The sequence below is a fragment of the Roseibacterium elongatum DSM 19469 genome (assembly GCF_000590925.1).
In the GTDB taxonomy this organism is placed as follows: domain Bacteria; phylum Pseudomonadota; class Alphaproteobacteria; order Rhodobacterales; family Rhodobacteraceae; genus Roseibacterium; species Roseibacterium elongatum.
Genome location: NZ_CP004372.1, coordinates 1,333,911 through 1,349,037 on the forward strand (window position 1 = coordinate 1,333,911; position 15,127 = coordinate 1,349,037).

A 15,127-nucleotide genomic window follows, 5' to 3' on the forward strand; every position below is an offset into this window, starting at 1 on the left:
CGCATGGCGGCCGCGTGTGTCGTGACGCATCAGAAGGGCCGCACACCATCCGGGGGGACCGCGACACGTGTCGGCGCGCCCATGATATCCAAAAGCACCCAAACACGCCGTTGGGGATCTATCGTTGCGACATCGGCCACGAAATCGGAAAACGGCCCTTTGGTCAGCTTTACCCTGTCGCCGGGCGCCAGGTCATCGAGCAGCTGCATCGCGCCATCTTCGGTGCAGCGCAACATCAACGCCTCGACAAGCGCGGGTGGAACCACGGCCGGATCGCGCCCGAAACTGACGAGGCGCGCAACGCCTTGTGTCGAGTTGACGGCGCGCCAGCGCCCGTGGGTCACATCAAGCGCCACGAAAATATAGCCGGGAAAGAGCGGCCGTTTGATCGGGATGAAGCGGCCCCCCTTTCGTTGCGTCTCTTCGCCGAGCGGCAGGAAGGTGCGGAAGCCCTGCCTGTGCAGGTTCCTTTCCGCGATCTTGGCGCTGTTTGGCTTCAGTTGCGCAAGAAACCAGGATGTATCGCGGTCAATCGCTGTCATCTGACGCTCCAGGGACTCGGGCGGCATGGAAAGCGGAATTGCCACCGGATGCAAGCTGGCGGTTGCGCAGATCAATCGCCAGACCTCGACTTGGGTATTGCGCGGTGGCCACGGCATCGGGCGAAATCCCGCAAATGGACGTCGTGTCTGCCGCACAGCGGATGCTGCACCTGCGAAGTCGTGTATGCATGATCCTGTCCTGCGATGGGCTGTCATGAAAACGACATTGATTTGTTGGCTAAAGGCACCGCGTCCAAGGTGCCGACATTCAGTTTGCGGGTGCAGCATGACCCCGGATCCCGAAGATCGTCATGCGCTGCCTGCTCAGGTGCGACTCTGGTGCATCGCCGCCTTCATCTTTCCGAAAATCCGGGTTTAAAACCGTCGCCAACCGGGATATCGCTCAAAACTGAACGAATATGACCCGCATGTGCGATCATTTTCTGACTTCTGTCAGGCGCGCCACCCAAGGCAGCGTTCATGCGGTAGCCGTGGGGCTGCGGGGCACGCGGTGAGCGGTCAGCGCGAAAAGATGCGCGAAGAGGTGCGGTTTCGCGTGTTGCGCCTGCTCGAGGAGAACCCCGAACTTTCGCAAAGGGAATTGGCAGCTCGTGTCGGGGTCAGTGTCGGCGGCATGCATTACGTGCTGAACGCACTGGTCCAAAAGGGTCTGGTCAAGCTGGGGAATTTCACCGCCTCCGACGACCGCCGCCGTTATGCCTATATCCTGACGCCCAAGGGACTGTCGGCCAAGGCCGCTCTGACCTCGCGGTTCCTGCGCCGCAAGCTGGAAGAATACGAGGCCTTGAAGGCCGAGATCGAGGCCCTTCAGCAGGAAGTGGACGCGCAATCCGATGCCGAAAGGGCATCGATCGAGACGCCGCCAGAGCGCACGGCGCCGGCGAAATCAGCCAAGGCAGGTAGGACATGAAGATCACGATGATTGGCACGGGCTATGTTGGGCTCGTTTCGGGGGTGTGTTTTAGCGATTTCGGGCATGACGTGATTTGCGTGGACAAGGATCCGCGCAAGATCGAGATGCTGAACGCGGGCGAGGTGCCGATCTACGAGCCCGGTCTCGACACGCTGATGGAAAAGAACGTCGAGGCGGGGCGGCTGTCCTTCACCACCGATCTGGCCAGCGCGGTCGACGGGGCCGAGGCGGTGTTCATCGCGGTGGGCACGCCCACGCGGCGCGGCGACGGGCATGCGGACCTGACCTATGTGATGGCCGCCGCCGAAGAGGTGGCGCAGGCGCTGACGGGCTATGCCGTGATCGTCACGAAATCGACCGTGCCGGTCGGCACCAACCGCAAGGTCAAGCAGGTCGTGGCCAAGGCCAACCCGGCCGCCGAGTTCGACGTCGCCTCGAACCCGGAATTCCTGCGCGAAGGCGCCGCCATCGACGATTTCATGCGTCCCGACCGCGTTGTCGTGGGCGTGCAGACCGACCGCGCCGGCGATGTGATGGCCGAGATCTACCGCCCGCTTTTCCTGCGTGATTTCCCGATCATCACCACCGACCTGGAATCGGCCGAGATGATCAAATACGCCGCCAACGCGTTCCTGGCGACCAAGATCACCTTCATCAACGAGATCGCGGCGCTGTGCGAGCGTGTGGGCGCCGACGTCAAGGAGGTGTCCAAGGGCATCGGCCTGGACAACCGGATCGGCAACAAGTTCCTGCATGCCGGGCCGGGCTATGGCGGTTCGTGCTTTCCCAAGGATACCAGCGCGCTGGCCCGGATCGGCCAGGATCACGCGGTGCCGCAGCAGATCGTCGAGACGGTCATCCGCGTCAACGATGCGGTCAAGCTGCGCATGATCGAAAAGCTGCGCGACATGTGCGACGGCTCCTTCAACGGCAAGACGATCGCGGTGCTGGGGGTGACGTTCAAGCCCAACACCGATGACATGCGCGATGCGCCCAGCCTGACGATCGTGCCGGCGCTGGTCGGCGGCGGGGCCAAGCTGCGCGTGGTCGACCCGCAAGGCCAGCGCGAGGGCGAGGCGCTGCTGCCGGGGGTGCATTGGCTCGATGACCCCTACAAGGCCGCGCAGAACGCCGATCTGGTCGTCGTCCTGACCGAGTGGAACGAGTTCCGCGCGCTGGATCTCAAAAAGCTGGCGCGCAAGATGTCCACGCCCCGCATGGCCGACCTGCGCAATGTCTATTCCCCCCGCGACGCCAAGCGCGCAGGCTTCGACGCCTACGAAAGCGTCGGACGCAAAGGCGCTGACGCGACCGCCTCCCTGTTTGCCATGGGCGAATGATCCCCTTCCACGGCCGGGCCCGCGCCCGGTCGATCACACGAGACACCGATTGCCCGAAGACCGACACTCTTTCTCAAAGGAGATGAGGACATGAGCGCAGAAGGCTATCCCCCCCCGAGCATCCCCGACAGCTGGCCCCCCGGCGGCGTCGATGCGGCGCTCAGCCGGCTGCAACAGCGGTATCTGCCAAGCCTCTCGAGCATGGATATCCTGGGGTTGTTGCGCGATCCCGCGCTTGGGCGGCGCGGTGTGGTCGCGTCCTTCGGGGCGGAAAGCGCGGTTCTGATGCATTATGTCTCCAGCGCGCTGCCGGGCATCTCGGTCATTTTCCTCGACACCGGAATGCATTTCGACGAAACGCTCGCCTACCGCAAGGAGCTCGAGTCGCGTCTCGATATCGATGTCATCGACGTGCGCCCCGATACGGCGGCCGTCGCCGGGGATGACCCTGACGGATCGCTGCATTTGCGCGATCCCGATGCGTGTTGCCGCCTGCGCAAGACCTTTCCCTTGCAAGATGCGCTGGTTCCGTTCGACGCCTGGATCACCGGGCGCAAACGGGCGCAGGGCGGCGCGCGGGCCGCGCTGCCGGTGATCGAGCGCGACGGCGCGCGGATCAAGATCAACCCGCTTGCCCATTGGAGCAGCGCGGACATCGCTGCGTATTTCCGCGCCCATGACCTGCCGCATCATCCGCTGACGCAAAAGGGCTACCCCTCGATCGGCTGTGCGCCCTGCACGCGCCGCGTGCGCAAGGGCGAGGACCCGCGCGCGGGCCGCTGGCCGCAAATGCCCGACAAGGTCGAGTGCGGCATCCATCTGGGCCCGGACGGTCGCATCGTGCGGGCCCGCAACACCGGCCAGTAACGGCTTCTCCGGCCCGGTGCGCACAAGCCGAAGGACGCAAATGACCGAACAGCCGCAGCCGATCGCATTCAAAACGCGTGTGAAACACGTGCTGCAACGCACGTTGCCCACGTCGCTGCCGCCGGTGATCGTGGCGTCGATGGGCCGATCCGGCTCGACACTGGTGCATGATGCCCTGTGCCAGGCCGTGACCCGCGCCCGTTTTCCCGCAGCCTTGCAGGGGCAGGGGTTGCGGATCGTCACCGATCAGGCGTGGGACCTCGACGCCCGGCCCTTCGCGCCCGGCATCGTCTACAAGACGCATGGCCTGGCCGAGGAACTGCCAGACCACAGCGGCGCAAAGGTCGTGTTCCTGTTCGGCTCGGCGACCGATGCCGCGCTGTCGGTTCTGGCCTGCCGGGACCACTATGGCGACCGCTGGATCCGCGATCATTTCGCACATCTGCGTGCCTCGGGCCCGTTCGAGGAACTGGGCGACCGCGACGTGCTGCGCTTTGGCGATCAGCTCGATGGCTGGATCGGAAAAACGGGAACGCCGCGCATGATCCTGCATTACGATGCGCTTTGGGACACCGAAGAGGCGCTGTCGCGTTTCGTCGGTGTGCCCGTCACCCTGCCCGCCCGCCGCGCCCGAAGCGGGGCCACCGCAGCCGATGCCGAAACCCGCGCCCGCTTCGCCGCCAGCTATGCCGAGTTGGACGCACGGATTGCGGCCTTGCCCCGTTGTCAGGTGTTGTCATGAGCCGCGACACGCCCGATTTCGTCGTCATCAGGGCGCGGAGGGCGCTTTTCGAGACGGGGCGCGTGATTGACGACCCAGCCATCGCTCGGGTTCTGCCGAACGGAAAACCCGTTTTGTCCGCGGATCTCAAGGCCCGCCTGACCCATTACTACGCCGACAATATCCGCGCGCTTGAGCAACGGATCGGGCGGGATCTGTCGGGGTGGCAGCGGGGCACGTCCAGACCGGCGAAACCGGCTGTAGCAGCGCCATCCATCGAGGCTCAGCCACGATGACCACGCTCAAGTCGCGCGCAGTGTCGGCAACGCTCTGGTCGGCGGTCGAGCAGATCGGGGCCAAGGGACTGGCGACGATCTTCATGATCGTGTTCGCGCGCTACCTGACGCCCGAGGATTTCGGGCTGTTCGCGGCGGCGACGCTGGCGACCGGGTTCGCCTCCAGGCTTGCCGTGTTCGGGCTGAACACCGTGGTCGTGCAACGTCCCGATCTGGATCGCCCGCGCGCTCAGCACGGCGTTCTGGATTGCGCTGGGGGCCTCGGTGCTGCTGGCCGTCGGGGTGAGCGCCTTTGCCCCCGTGGTTGCGAGGGTGTTCGGCAACCCCGCGATCGCCGCTTTGATTCCCGTCCTCGGGGTCGGCATGGTCGCCGGTGCGGCGGCGGCGCTTGTGACGGCCTTGTTGCGGCGGGACCTGAACATGAAGGCCATCGCGCGGCGCACGCTTTTGGCCAACGCCGTCTCCGGTGCGATCGCAACGCCCTTTGTCCTGTCGGGATTTGGCGCCTGGGGCCTGGTGATCCAGTCGGTGGGCGGTGCCATCCTGACCCTTGTCCTGACCGTCCTGCTTGTGGGGTGGCCGGTCAAGTTCACCTTCGATATCCGCGTTGCGCGCGAGATGTTGCGGTTCGGAGCCCCGGTGACGGGGGCGGACCTGCTGACCTATTACAACCGCGAAAGCCCCAAACTGTTTGTCGGCCTGTTCCTCGGGGTCGAGGCGCTCGGCATTTTCGCCATGGCGATGCGGGTGATGAACCTGATGCTGGAAGTGGTGGGCGTCACGCTGACCAAGGTGACACTGCCCGTCATGTCGCAAGTCAACCGGACCTCGCCGGAGCGAACTAAGGAGATCTACCTTCGTCTAATAAGAATGGTCACCTCTCTAATTCTACCTGCGTTTCTTCTCATGTTTCTGCTGCGAAATGAAATCGTTGATTTGATCCTTGGGCCAAATTGGGCGGAAGTCGCGGTTATTTTTTCATTCTTGTGCTGGGCGGGATTATTGACTGTATTTAATTTTGTCAACGGCGCTGCGCTCGTGTCAATTGGATATCCAGAATGGCGCTTTTGGTTCTCGCTTGTCCGGGCGCTGCTGGGAACAGCATTGCTCTCGATGGCGAGCGGCCAAAGTCTCATAGCTGTAGCAATTGCCCTTCTTGCTAGGAGTATTATTGTAGAACCACTATCTTTTCTGGTCCTTGGGCGAAAGTTGAATTTTAATACTATCAATACCCTTCTCTCGTTAAGATATATAATGTTCGCGGCAATTGCGTTCGCGATATTTTCTATTTTCACAAGCCAGCTATTCCGTCAATATGGTGTTTCTTTTGGCGCCGTCGCTCCGGCAGGTATCGGCTTGATGGTATACATTGTCATGGCGTGGGTAGGCGACCATCTACTAAGGCTTGAATTATCCAGCATCATCTCTGCCAAATTAAGGCGCAATGGATTGGAAAAACTTTAGGTGAAAGTGAGTTTATGGCTATTGTTTAGCGGGCTTCCAGAGCGGCTATAGGGATTTAACAATTGTCAAAGTAGCTATCTAGGTAAAGGCTTATGCTGACCGCATCCATAAAAACCGAAGGAGTGCCTCAATGAGGTGTCAAGTTGAAAAAGCGACGCCAACGAAGTCTTCTCAATCCATAGTTGATGAATCAATTGAGGAGATTTTGAGCTATGGGATAGAAAATGAGAGAATTAAAAAGTATGGAGACAACCATAGGGTAAGGTTTGCGTACGATCTAGATTACTCCAAGAATTATCTGGATAGCGGCGCCAAGGTTCTGGATTGTGGAGCCTGGCCCTTTTTCTCTACACTCGCTCACGCCAAGCTGGGCTACCAAATGTTTGCCTTAGATGCAGATGCGTCGCGATTGGGCGATATCATTTCCCAAATCGATATCGCCCCCACCACATGCAACATCGAAACCGACAGTATTCCATTCGAAGATTTTTACTTCGATGCGATACTCTTTAATGAGGTATTTGAACACATGAGGATCAATCTAATCTTTACGATGTCGGAGTTGTTTCGCGTCCTCAAGCCCGGTGGCGTTCTGTTCCTTTCAACGCCCAACATTCGTTCAGTGGGTGGAATTTACAATTTGCTTGTGCGCGACCTTTGCTATTCAAGCACCCCGTCGGTATACGATCAATTTGAGAAACTTAATTCTCTTGGACACATGGGGCACATGCGTGAATACACCGCAACTGAGACAATCGATTTCTTGGCTCGAATTGGCTTCCAAACTGAGGGGATCATTTGGCGTGGCGAGTACTCTGGTAAAAAAGGCATAATTGCAAAATTATTCCCACATCTACGCAAGAGATTTACTGTAGTTGCTCGCAAACCTCCATCACTTAAATAGGGTGTATGGCATGAAACTGCTTGTAGTCGGGATTGATGGCGGCACGGCGGACGTATTCGACGCGTTCGACATGCCGTTCTGGGCGTCGCTCAGAAAGTCGGATGTCACCTTCGATGTGACCGAGGACCTGAACCAGCGCGGGTGGGCGCGGATGTTGTCGGGCAAGGGCGCCGAGGAAACCGGCGGGCTGTATATGCGGCCTGCAATGGATGCGTCTCGCAAGTTCTCCATTTCCTATGGCTACAAGGATCTGGCCAAGACACCCGGATTCACGCCGATCTGGAAGCTGGCCGAAGCAGCCGGTGCCAGAGTTGGCATGATGAATGTCCCCACCACTTCGCCCGCGCAGCCCGTGAACGGGTTCTATATCAGCGGCGGCGGGGGCGGCATCATGCAGGGCGGTCTGCCCGAAAACGCCGCCTATCCGCCAGAGCTGGCACAGCAGTTGAATGACTTGGGCTACGTGTTCGACACGCGCCTTGGCGCGCAGAGCTTTAAGACCCATCAGCAGCTTTTCGAACGGCTGGATAGCATGCTCGACGCGCGCGCCCGCTGTTTCAGCGAGATTGCGCTGCAACAACAGATCGATTTCGGGTTCCTTACGTTTCGAGCGCCAACCGTACTCATGTATCTGGCGATGTCGGAGATCGCCCATATCATGCGGCTGCCGTTGGATCATCCTGACCGAAGGGCCTGGTCGTCGCCTTGGTTGGCCCTGGTCAACAGACATATGAAGGCGATGGACGACGCACTCGCACGACTTTTTGATCGTCTGCAGCCCGAGCATCACATCGTCGCCTCGGATCATTCCATGGTGCCCTGGACCCATAACGTGGATTTCAACGGGTTCCTGACGCAATCCGGCTTTGCCCGCGCAGCCGGCTCGGCCAAAACCTTGCTGCGCAATGGGGCGCGGGCCGCGCTGCGGCCGAAATTCCGCAAGCAACTGGGCCAGGTGCCTGTGTCGCGGCTGGCGCAAACGATGAGAACGGCCAATGCGGGCCTTGCCGGCGCGCCGCGAGCGTTCTCGGGAACCTATGTCTACGGGATCTACGTTAACGATGGCGACCGCTTTGGCGGGCCTGTGCCCGGCGCTGATGTCACCGGTGAAACCGACGCCATCATCGACGCCTTCAATTGGGAAGCGATGCGCAATGGCATCGACATGCGCGCGGCCCCCTATCGCAGAACCTTCGGCGACGCCCCGCAAGAGGCGATCTTGCCCGACATCACCATCCTGCAATCCGGCCACGCCTTCCCTTCGGCCACGGTGGGGGGCTGGTACGCCCGCAACCCCAATTTCGGGCCCGTGCGCAGCGTGCAGGGGGTCGGCGGCATGCATTCCGGCCAAAAGGGTCGCCACCCGATGTTGATGGCCGATCCCGCCCTTGCGGCGCTGCATGACGGGGCCGAGGCACCGGATCTGCGGCTGGTGCATCGCCTGACCAAGCGGCTTTTCGCTGGGGACGACGGATGACCTCGGCCTACGTCCTGACGCACCATTCCGTGCCGAATTTCGGTGCGAACCTGCAGGCCTATGCCACTTCGCGCGCGCTGGCGGCCCGGGGGATCGACGCGCGATACGTCGATTTCCGCCCGCCCGAGCTGGACGCGAAATACCGGGCCGGCGTGTCCCAGGCACAGCGGGCCGCCCATGCCGCGTTCTGTTCGCAGCATCTGCGTCTGACATCGCCGGTGGAAACGCTGGCCGATTTCGAAGCGCTGTGTCGGGCCGAGCCGGCCGACCTCTACGTGAGCGGCTCGGATGCGGTGTTCCGCTTGCAGCCGGATAGCGGCCGGGCGGACCTGTGCTTTCCCAACCCTTATTGGCTGGTGGGTGCAACCGGACCGAACGGGGCGCCGCCGCGGCGCGTTTCGGTGGCGCCCAGTGCCATGGGCTGTGATCTGTCGGCACTGCCAGCCGAAACGCGGGCGGGCCTTGCCGCAGCGCTGGCGCAGTTCGACGCGCTTTCGGTCCGGGACCCGTGGACCGCCGAACAGATCAAGGGCCTTGGCGGCGATCCGACCCTGGTGCCCGACCCGGTCTTTTCGCTCTTGCCTCAGATCCGCGAGATGCGGGCGACACGCCCCGAGGGCCGGCCCTATATCGTCATCTGCTCCCAAGGGCGGCGCGATGCCGCCTGGGTCAAGGCGCTGACGGCGCGGGCCGAGGGCAGAGGCGTCGAGACTGTCGCGGTGCCAAACCCCGAGGGCATCTGCGACGACGGCACCACCCGGCGCATCGATCTGCCGCTTGACCCGTTGGACTGGGCCGCGCTGATCGCCCGCTCCGAGGGGTATGTCGGCGGCCGCTTTCACCCGGTGGTCGTGGCCCTCACCGCCGGTGTGCCCGCGGTGGCCATCGACATCTATCACCGCACACCGCTCGAGCGTAAGCGCAGCAAGACATGGCTGATCATGCGCGAGTTCGGCTGCGCCTCGGCCTGCCACTCGCGGGCGATGCACCGGGTCCTGACGCCCGGCCTCGTCTGGGCGCAACTCGGCCTGCAACGGCGCGCGACGCAAAAGCGTCTGTGTATGGGCGACGCGCTTGCCGCCCGCGTCGCGCATTGGTTCGATCACGCCTTCGGCCCCGTCAGCCAGCCGCAACAGGATGCCGCCGAATGAGCGCGCCCGTCACCTGCGTCATCACCTGTTACAATGACGCCGAGACGCTCGAGGCGACCGTCGGATCGGTGCTGCGCCAGTCTCTGCCGGTATCCGAGATCATTCTCGCCGATGACGGGTCGACCGATGGCACCCGTGACCTGATCGCCGCCTTGGCGCGGGACTCCGACACAATCACGCCCGTTCTGCGCGACCGCAACCTCGGCGTCGCGGCGAACCGCGATCTGGCCATCCGCGCCGCGGCCCAGCCCTTTGTGACGCATCTCGACGGCGACGACCTGTTTGCCCGCGACAAGATCGCCACGGAATGGCGCGCCTTGAACGGACGCCACGACGCGGTCGCCTATTCCCTGGTGGCGCGCGTCTGGCCTGGAAAATTCTGGCGCACCCGCGTGCTGGACCCCGCCGAAACCGTCGGCGACGCAACGACGGCCTTTGACCGCCTCGTGGCGCGGGCGGGCGCGATCCCGCGTGACATGCTGCTGTCGAAGGCGCTGTTCGAAGAGGCGGGCGGGTTCACCCACGGTATGCCGCTTTACGAGGATTGGGAGTTCAAGATGCGCCTTGCGCAAACCGGCGCCGATTGGGTGCATAGCGGCGGCCTCGGCACGATCTACATGCAGCATGACAAGGGCTTGTCCTCGGCCGACCGCGCGCGGCACGCGGAGTGGAAGGAAAAGGCCCGCCGCACAGTGGGCTGCCATGATACGGTGCCGCACCGCGTGGCGTCGCGAGCAGGGCGGGCTCGTCGGTCGGTCATGGGCTTGGTCCGGCTCTTGCGTCATCATCAAGGCATCAGGGTCGCCCTATGACCAAACGCGATGAAAGCGCTCCAACCGATCTTGTCCATGTCCGGAGTCATTCCGGACACCGGCGGTCGTATCAGGACCTGTTTTGCCAGCTCCTCGGCCTCGCCCCCAGCACGGGATCGGCATGGCGTGCCTTCCCGGCATTGGTGCGCAGCCGAAAGCTCTTGTTTGCGACGATAGATGGTGAAGATCTTGCCTTCGCCGCGATCAGTCTTGTGCGGAGCCTCTTGGGTCGAAAAACGACCGGAATTTTCCTCCGACCCCAATCCTGCTTTGGCAGCGGATGGAAAAGCCGGGTGAAACACGCCCTCTACGCCGCATTGCGCCGCCTGCCGAGGACGTCCGTCCTGACCATCGTGCCGTTCGAGATCGCCCCCGAGTACGAAAAGGTTGCCACGGGGTGGATCTATGACCCCCAATTGTGGGACCTGCATGCGACGGGGCGCCTTGGCCGGATCGAGCAGACGCCACTGTCCAAGCATCTGATTCAAAGAGCCAATGGGCGAAGGATCATTGCATTTCTGGGCCTCGTCCGGAATAGCAAAGGGTTCGGAATTCTGGCCGATATGCTGGCCAGTAGCCCGAATTGGTCCGAAGAGATCCTGTTGATCGTCGCCGGACGCGTCACAGAAGAATGCGATGAGGATGCCAAGCGCTTGGAAGCGGATGGAGCGCAGATCGTCAATCGATTCATCTCCGATGAGGAGTTGGAAAGCCTCTATCTCATTTCGGATTTCATATGGTGCTGCTATCATCCTGACTATGATCAGGCGTCCGGCATTTTCGGACGCGCTGTGCAGTTGGAGCGGACATCCTTGGTGCGAGGTGGCTCATACCTCGCCCGCATGACTCAAGCCCCGTTCAGGCTTGGCCCTGCATTAACGATCGACCCCGATAACGCGTTGCTGCGCGAGCTCTGTACACCGTGCGATCCAGCAGGCGAGAACGCCGGCGCACATCAATTCCGGCTATCTTCGGAGACCCTTTTGAGTTGTGTCGAGGCCGCATGACGACGGCTTCTCAAAAAAATCTTCATGATATCGGGCCGGTTCGAAAGGCGCGATATTCTACGAATTTTCTCCTTTTTGTTCTATCCTGCGCAGCTTACCTGATTTTCGCTTCTAGCTTCGAAGTGCCGTTTCTCTTTTCAGTCCTGAATGCTCTAATTGCGTTGACGGCACTCTCGTGGCTCTTCTTGTTCGATCGTGCGCCCACCTCTTTGCGGCATGTGTTTGCGATAAGCAGTCTGATTTTCTATGCGATCTCGCCAAGGATAGAGTTCAGCGAGCGTATCCCGTATTACTTGGGGAGCTCATCTGTTTTCTCCTATTATGAAATCGCTGCGCTATATGCATTGATTGGAATGTGGGTCTATATGGCTGGCTTCTCGCTAGGCATGCGAAGTCGCCTAAGCTTCGGTCTAAGGAAAAGCGCCCAATTGCACGAAGTAGCTCTATCTGGGCATCGACTGATTTTCATGAGTCTATTAGTGGTTTTATTGATATACTTTCTAAATGGCTTTTCTGTAGTCAATATACTTTTTCGTGACACCTCGGATGCGAATAATATTTTTCGTTTGCCGCAACACTTTCATCTGATCTACAGTACCGCCATCCGTTCCATGCCGTCCATTATATTTGTTGTCTATATGCTATTTGGCGCGCGACGCCCTCAGGTAGCCATTATCCTGTTTATACTCATGCTCGTTGGTAATCCGATCACTGGATTTGCTCGTTGGCAAGGCGCGATGTTGTACCTTGCTGCGATTCTAGCGACCTTTCGCCCACTTCTGAAAACACCTCATTTCGTAGCTGGATCTCTGTTTTTCGGGCTATTCTTCATTTTTCCGCTTCTCAATGTGTTTCGTCGTTTCACCGAAGATGTAAGCCTACGTTGGTCATTGGCCTGGATGGAGCATGGCCACCTCGATTCCTTCCAGAATTTCGCGCGGGCGTTGGAATACGAATATATCTCATACGGCCAGCAAATTTTGGGCGTGCTATTCTTTTTCGTCCCAAGGCGCTTTTGGCCAGATAAACCAATTGGCTCGGGGGCGCAGATTGCAATAGAGTCTAATCTCGTGCATGAAAATATTGGAATGAATATTCTTGGCGAAGGCTACATGAATTTCGGGGTGCTAGGCGTCATCTTGTTTGCTCTGGCCTTCGGGTTCTTCTGTGGCCAGTTGGACCGGGCGTTTTGGCGTGACCGTCGCTTCTCCTACACGTTTCAAGCTTATTACCTGTTTTTTCTTGGAGGGGCGGTGTTTGTGTTCCGCGGCGCCTTGATCAGTGCGTTTTCCTACATGGTGGGCACCCTGGTGGCGATCTGGCTTGTCCTCTTGTTGAGCGACGGGTCGCGGATGCGCTTTCGCATAAGTCGGGTAAGATGAAGGTCGCCGTGTTCCAGCCCGCTCTGCCGGCCTATCGGGTGGATTTCTTTCGGAGGCTCGCGCAGGCCTACGGATCTTGCTTTGCTCTATACTATTCGCCTGTGGATATGGGTGCCCTTACCTCGGCACATGACGTTCAGCCGTGGGAGCGCCCCATAGGTGTCATGCGGCATCCCGTGCGCGGTGTGGAATGGCAGGTCGGCGCGTTATCCGTGCGCATCAACCGCGGCGATCTGGTGGTGGTCTGCGGCGCGCCGCGCACCTTAAGCACGCTTTTGGTCTTGCTCAAGGCACGGCTCAAAGGCGCGCGCAGCATCTGGTGGGGCCAGTACTGGACCGCTGGCGCTTCGCCCCGGCGGCAGCGCATGACCATGCGCCTTGTTCATCTGGCCGATGCCATCCTGTTCTACACTGATGCCGAGGTCGCACGCTTCCACGCTGAGGGTTGGCGCCATCGCGGGCCGGTCGGGTCGCTCAACAACGGGTTGGACCTGACCGATGTGGTGCGAACCCGACAGCCATACCAAGCGAGTGCGCGCGGACGGAGCCTGCTGTTCATTGGACGGCTCACGGCGAAGGCCGACCTTGGGCTGGCCATCCATGCCCTGGCCCGCCCCGAATTGTCCGACGTGACCCTGCATGTCATCGGCGACGGCGATCAACGCGTGCAACTTCGGGCGCAGGCCGAGGCCCTCAACGTGGCCGACCGCATCGTCTGGCATGGCGGCACAACGGACGAGCGCCGCATCGGCGAGGTGGCCAATCGATGCGCGGCCTTCATCTATCCCGGACAAGTCGGCCTGTCTCTGATCCATGCTATGGGGTATGGGCTGCCGTGCCTCGTCCATGGCGACTCGGCACAACAGATGCCGGAAATCGCGGCGTTTGAAGACGGCAAAACGGGGCGCATGTTCGAGAGAGGGTCGGTCGAGTCCCTGGCGCAGGCGGCTGTCGCCTTGCTCGAGACGCCCGCCGAACGTGAGGCCATGGCGGCCCGCTGTATCCAGATAGTGGAGGATGCGTACACGACCGCCCGAATGGCCGAGCGGTTTCTGGCTTTTGCAGATCGTCTGATGAAGGCAGAGCCGGTTGAATGACAAGTCTTCCCGACGATCGCCCAGCAGTCTTTGTATGGACCCCGGACACCACCGTTGTGAATGGGCAGAATATCGTCACTCGCCGTGTCGTGAAACATCAGAATGATTTTGACATTTCAGTCTTCGAATATCCCGCCGGTGGGGGCCTTTCAATTCCAAGTGCCTTTTGGGCGGGTTTTCGTTTTCTCTCCGCATCAATAGTCAGGCGCCCCTATGTCGCGTATCTAGTCTGTGCGCGCTCAACACTTGGTTTCGTGAGAGATATTCCAGCACTCCTCATAAGTCGGTCTTCGATTCGGGCGGTCGTCCATATCCATGGATCAGATTTCCCAGAGCTCTTCGCAAAGCCATTTGTCGGAAGGATTGCAAAGTGGATATATAGTAATTGCGAAATCATCCTTCCATCGGCGCACTTGGTTCCGCAACTCGTAGAAAAGGATTTCAAGAGACTGGTCGTGTGCGAGAATTTCGGCAAGGTCACTGAAGGCTGCCCTCAATCTGACGTTGCGCCGTTGCGAAAGGACGCTGAATTCCAAGTGCTCTGGAGTTCCAATATCATGTCCTCGAAGGGCTTCTTCGATCTTGTGGACGGGATGAAACTGGCTCGGAAATCCCATCCGAAACTGTGCCTCGTTGTTCTAGGGCGGCCGCATGCCGACGCGGAGAAAACGGAACAAGAGATAAAATCTGCACTCGATGAGCTTGGTTTGCATGATTGGGTGCATCTGGTTGGGGCCGTGCCGCCCGAGGCGGTCACGCAATACCTGGAGGCCTGCGATGCGGTCGCACTACCGTCAACCTATCCAAGTGAGTGCCAACCTCTGTCGATCATCCATGCGATGACGGTTGGCCGAAAGATACTTGTTGCGGATACACCGGCTCTTTGCGCAACGCTGGGCAATTATCCTGCGGTATTTGTGGATCGAACGGCAGACTCTATCGCGCAGGGTTTGCTACAGCTGATCGAGTCCAGTTCGGCAAAAACAGATGTGACGGAAGCGCACAGAGCCGAAGCAGAAATCAGATTCTCACCCAGTTCATTTGATGCGAGAATAACGAAGATCTTGAGATCACCCTAAATGAGTGTGCTCGGGTAGTCAGAGATCATGAAGTAATAGACATATGAGCAAGCA

Annotated in this window: 15 protein-coding genes and 1 pseudogene; 15 read left to right on the forward strand and 1 reads right to left on the reverse strand. The window is 60.1% G+C overall.

The window, feature by feature from the left end; genetic code table 11:
- Window positions 1-29: 29 nt before the first annotated feature.
- A complete protein-coding gene (gene nusG / locus ROSELON_RS18665) occupies window positions 30-830 on the reverse strand; it encodes a transcription termination/antitermination protein NusG (protein WP_245605426.1) in 801 nt (266 codons plus the stop codon).
- 223 nt (window positions 831-1,053) lie between these two features.
- Here nusG and ROSELON_RS06330 point away from each other — a divergent pair, with 223 nt between their 5' ends.
- The 15 genes and pseudogenes from ROSELON_RS06330 to ROSELON_RS17785 all read left to right on the forward strand — a co-directional run bounded on the left by ROSELON_RS06330 (window position 1,054) and on the right by ROSELON_RS17785 (window position 15,073).
- Window positions 1,054-1,473: a MarR family EPS-associated transcriptional regulator gene (locus ROSELON_RS06330; protein WP_025311584.1), complete on the forward strand. Its 420-nt coding sequence runs from the start codon at window positions 1,054-1,056 to the stop codon at window positions 1,471-1,473.
- Window positions 1,470-2,816, forward strand: coding sequence for a UDP-glucose dehydrogenase family protein (locus tag ROSELON_RS06335; RefSeq protein ID WP_025311585.1), 1,347 nt, complete (start codon window positions 1,470-1,472; stop codon window positions 2,814-2,816). Before ROSELON_RS06330 ends, ROSELON_RS06335 begins: the two co-directional genes overlap by 4 nt.
- A gap of 90 nt (window positions 2,817-2,906) precedes the next feature.
- Window positions 2,907-3,683, forward strand: coding sequence for a phosphoadenylyl-sulfate reductase (locus ROSELON_RS06340; RefSeq protein WP_025311586.1), 777 nt, complete (start codon window positions 2,907-2,909; stop codon window positions 3,681-3,683).
- A 40-nt stretch (window positions 3,684-3,723) separates the two neighbouring features.
- The gene (locus tag ROSELON_RS06345) at window positions 3,724-4,425 is read left to right on the forward strand and encodes a hypothetical protein (RefSeq protein WP_025311587.1); all 702 of its coding nucleotides are present in this window, start codon (window positions 3,724-3,726) and stop codon (window positions 4,423-4,425) included.
- Window positions 4,422-4,700, forward strand: a complete 279-nt coding sequence (locus ROSELON_RS06350; protein WP_025311588.1) for a hypothetical protein — start codon at window positions 4,422-4,424, stop codon at window positions 4,698-4,700. Before ROSELON_RS06345 ends, ROSELON_RS06350 begins: the two co-directional genes overlap by 4 nt.
- A pseudogene (locus ROSELON_RS19180) lies at window positions 4,697-4,909 on the forward strand (oligosaccharide flippase family protein); the annotation flags it as partial. The gene ROSELON_RS06350 and the pseudogene ROSELON_RS19180, both read left to right, overlap by 4 nt.
- 7 nt (window positions 4,910-4,916) lie before the next feature.
- The gene (locus tag ROSELON_RS06355) at window positions 4,917-6,164 is read left to right on the forward strand and encodes an oligosaccharide flippase family protein (RefSeq protein ID WP_281172863.1); all 1,248 of its coding nucleotides are present in this window, start codon (window positions 4,917-4,919) and stop codon (window positions 6,162-6,164) included.
- Window positions 6,165-6,294: 130 nt separating this feature from the next.
- Window positions 6,295-7,068 carry a class I SAM-dependent methyltransferase gene (locus tag ROSELON_RS17780; protein ID WP_084613702.1) on the forward strand — a complete coding sequence of 258 codons (774 nt, stop codon included), beginning with the start codon at window positions 6,295-6,297 and terminating at the stop codon, window positions 7,066-7,068.
- Window positions 7,040-8,545 carry an alkaline phosphatase family protein gene (locus ROSELON_RS06360; RefSeq protein WP_156945874.1) on the forward strand — a complete coding sequence of 502 codons (1,506 nt, stop codon included), beginning with the start codon at window positions 7,040-7,042 and terminating at the stop codon, window positions 8,543-8,545. The genes ROSELON_RS17780 and ROSELON_RS06360 overlap by 29 nt, the downstream gene beginning before the upstream one ends.
- Window positions 8,542-9,696 carry a polysaccharide pyruvyl transferase family protein gene (locus ROSELON_RS06365; RefSeq protein ID WP_025311591.1) on the forward strand — a complete coding sequence of 385 codons (1,155 nt, stop codon included), beginning with the start codon at window positions 8,542-8,544 and terminating at the stop codon, window positions 9,694-9,696. Before ROSELON_RS06360 ends, ROSELON_RS06365 begins: the two co-directional genes overlap by 4 nt.
- A complete protein-coding gene (locus ROSELON_RS06370) occupies window positions 9,693-10,508 on the forward strand; it encodes a glycosyltransferase family 2 protein (protein ID WP_025311592.1) in 816 nt (271 codons plus the stop codon). Before ROSELON_RS06365 ends, ROSELON_RS06370 begins: the two co-directional genes overlap by 4 nt.
- Window positions 10,505-11,515: a glycosyltransferase family protein gene (locus tag ROSELON_RS06375; RefSeq protein ID WP_156945875.1), complete on the forward strand. Its 1,011-nt coding sequence runs from the start codon at window positions 10,505-10,507 to the stop codon at window positions 11,513-11,515. The genes ROSELON_RS06370 and ROSELON_RS06375 overlap by 4 nt, the downstream gene beginning before the upstream one ends.
- Complete coding sequence (gene wzy / locus ROSELON_RS06380) at window positions 11,512-12,897, forward strand: O-antigen polysaccharide polymerase Wzy (RefSeq protein ID WP_156945876.1); 1,386 nt, start codon at window positions 11,512-11,514, stop codon at window positions 12,895-12,897. The genes ROSELON_RS06375 and wzy overlap by 4 nt, the downstream gene beginning before the upstream one ends.
- On the forward strand, window positions 12,894-13,994 hold the full coding sequence (locus ROSELON_RS06385) for a glycosyltransferase family 4 protein (RefSeq protein WP_084613706.1): 1,101 nt from the start codon (window positions 12,894-12,896) through the stop codon (window positions 13,992-13,994). The genes wzy and ROSELON_RS06385 overlap by 4 nt, the downstream gene beginning before the upstream one ends.
- Window positions 13,991-15,073 (forward strand): glycosyltransferase family 4 protein, encoded by a 1,083-nt coding sequence (locus ROSELON_RS17785; protein WP_084613708.1) that lies wholly within the window; start codon window positions 13,991-13,993, stop codon window positions 15,071-15,073. The genes ROSELON_RS06385 and ROSELON_RS17785 overlap by 4 nt, the downstream gene beginning before the upstream one ends.
- The last annotated feature ends 54 nt before the right edge of the window (window positions 15,074-15,127 follow it).

Coding starts and splice junctions, on each gene's coding strand:
- ROSELON_RS06370 (WP_025311592.1), top strand. CDS start 9,693: ATGAGCGCGCCCGTCACCTGCGTCATCACCTGTTACAATGACGCCGAG.
- wzy (WP_156945876.1), top strand. CDS start 11,512: ATGACGACGGCTTCTCAAAAAAATCTTCATGATATCGGGCCGGTTCGA.
- ROSELON_RS17785 (WP_084613708.1), top strand. CDS start 13,991: ATGACAAGTCTTCCCGACGATCGCCCAGCAGTCTTTGTATGGACCCCG.
- nusG (WP_245605426.1), bottom strand. CDS start 830: ATGCTGCACCCGCAAACTGAATGTCGGCACCTTGGACGCGGTGCCTTT.
- ROSELON_RS06335 (WP_025311585.1), top strand. CDS start 1,470: ATGAAGATCACGATGATTGGCACGGGCTATGTTGGGCTCGTTTCGGGG.
- ROSELON_RS06365 (WP_025311591.1), top strand. CDS start 8,542: ATGACCTCGGCCTACGTCCTGACGCACCATTCCGTGCCGAATTTCGGT.
- ROSELON_RS06375 (WP_156945875.1), top strand. CDS start 10,505: ATGACCAAACGCGATGAAAGCGCTCCAACCGATCTTGTCCATGTCCGG.
- ROSELON_RS06350 (WP_025311588.1), top strand. CDS start 4,422: ATGAGCCGCGACACGCCCGATTTCGTCGTCATCAGGGCGCGGAGGGCG.
- ROSELON_RS06345 (WP_025311587.1), top strand. CDS start 3,724: ATGACCGAACAGCCGCAGCCGATCGCATTCAAAACGCGTGTGAAACAC.
- ROSELON_RS17780 (WP_084613702.1), top strand. CDS start 6,295: ATGAGGTGTCAAGTTGAAAAAGCGACGCCAACGAAGTCTTCTCAATCC.
- ROSELON_RS06340 (WP_025311586.1), top strand. CDS start 2,907: ATGAGCGCAGAAGGCTATCCCCCCCCGAGCATCCCCGACAGCTGGCCC.
- ROSELON_RS06385 (WP_084613706.1), top strand. CDS start 12,894: ATGAAGGTCGCCGTGTTCCAGCCCGCTCTGCCGGCCTATCGGGTGGAT.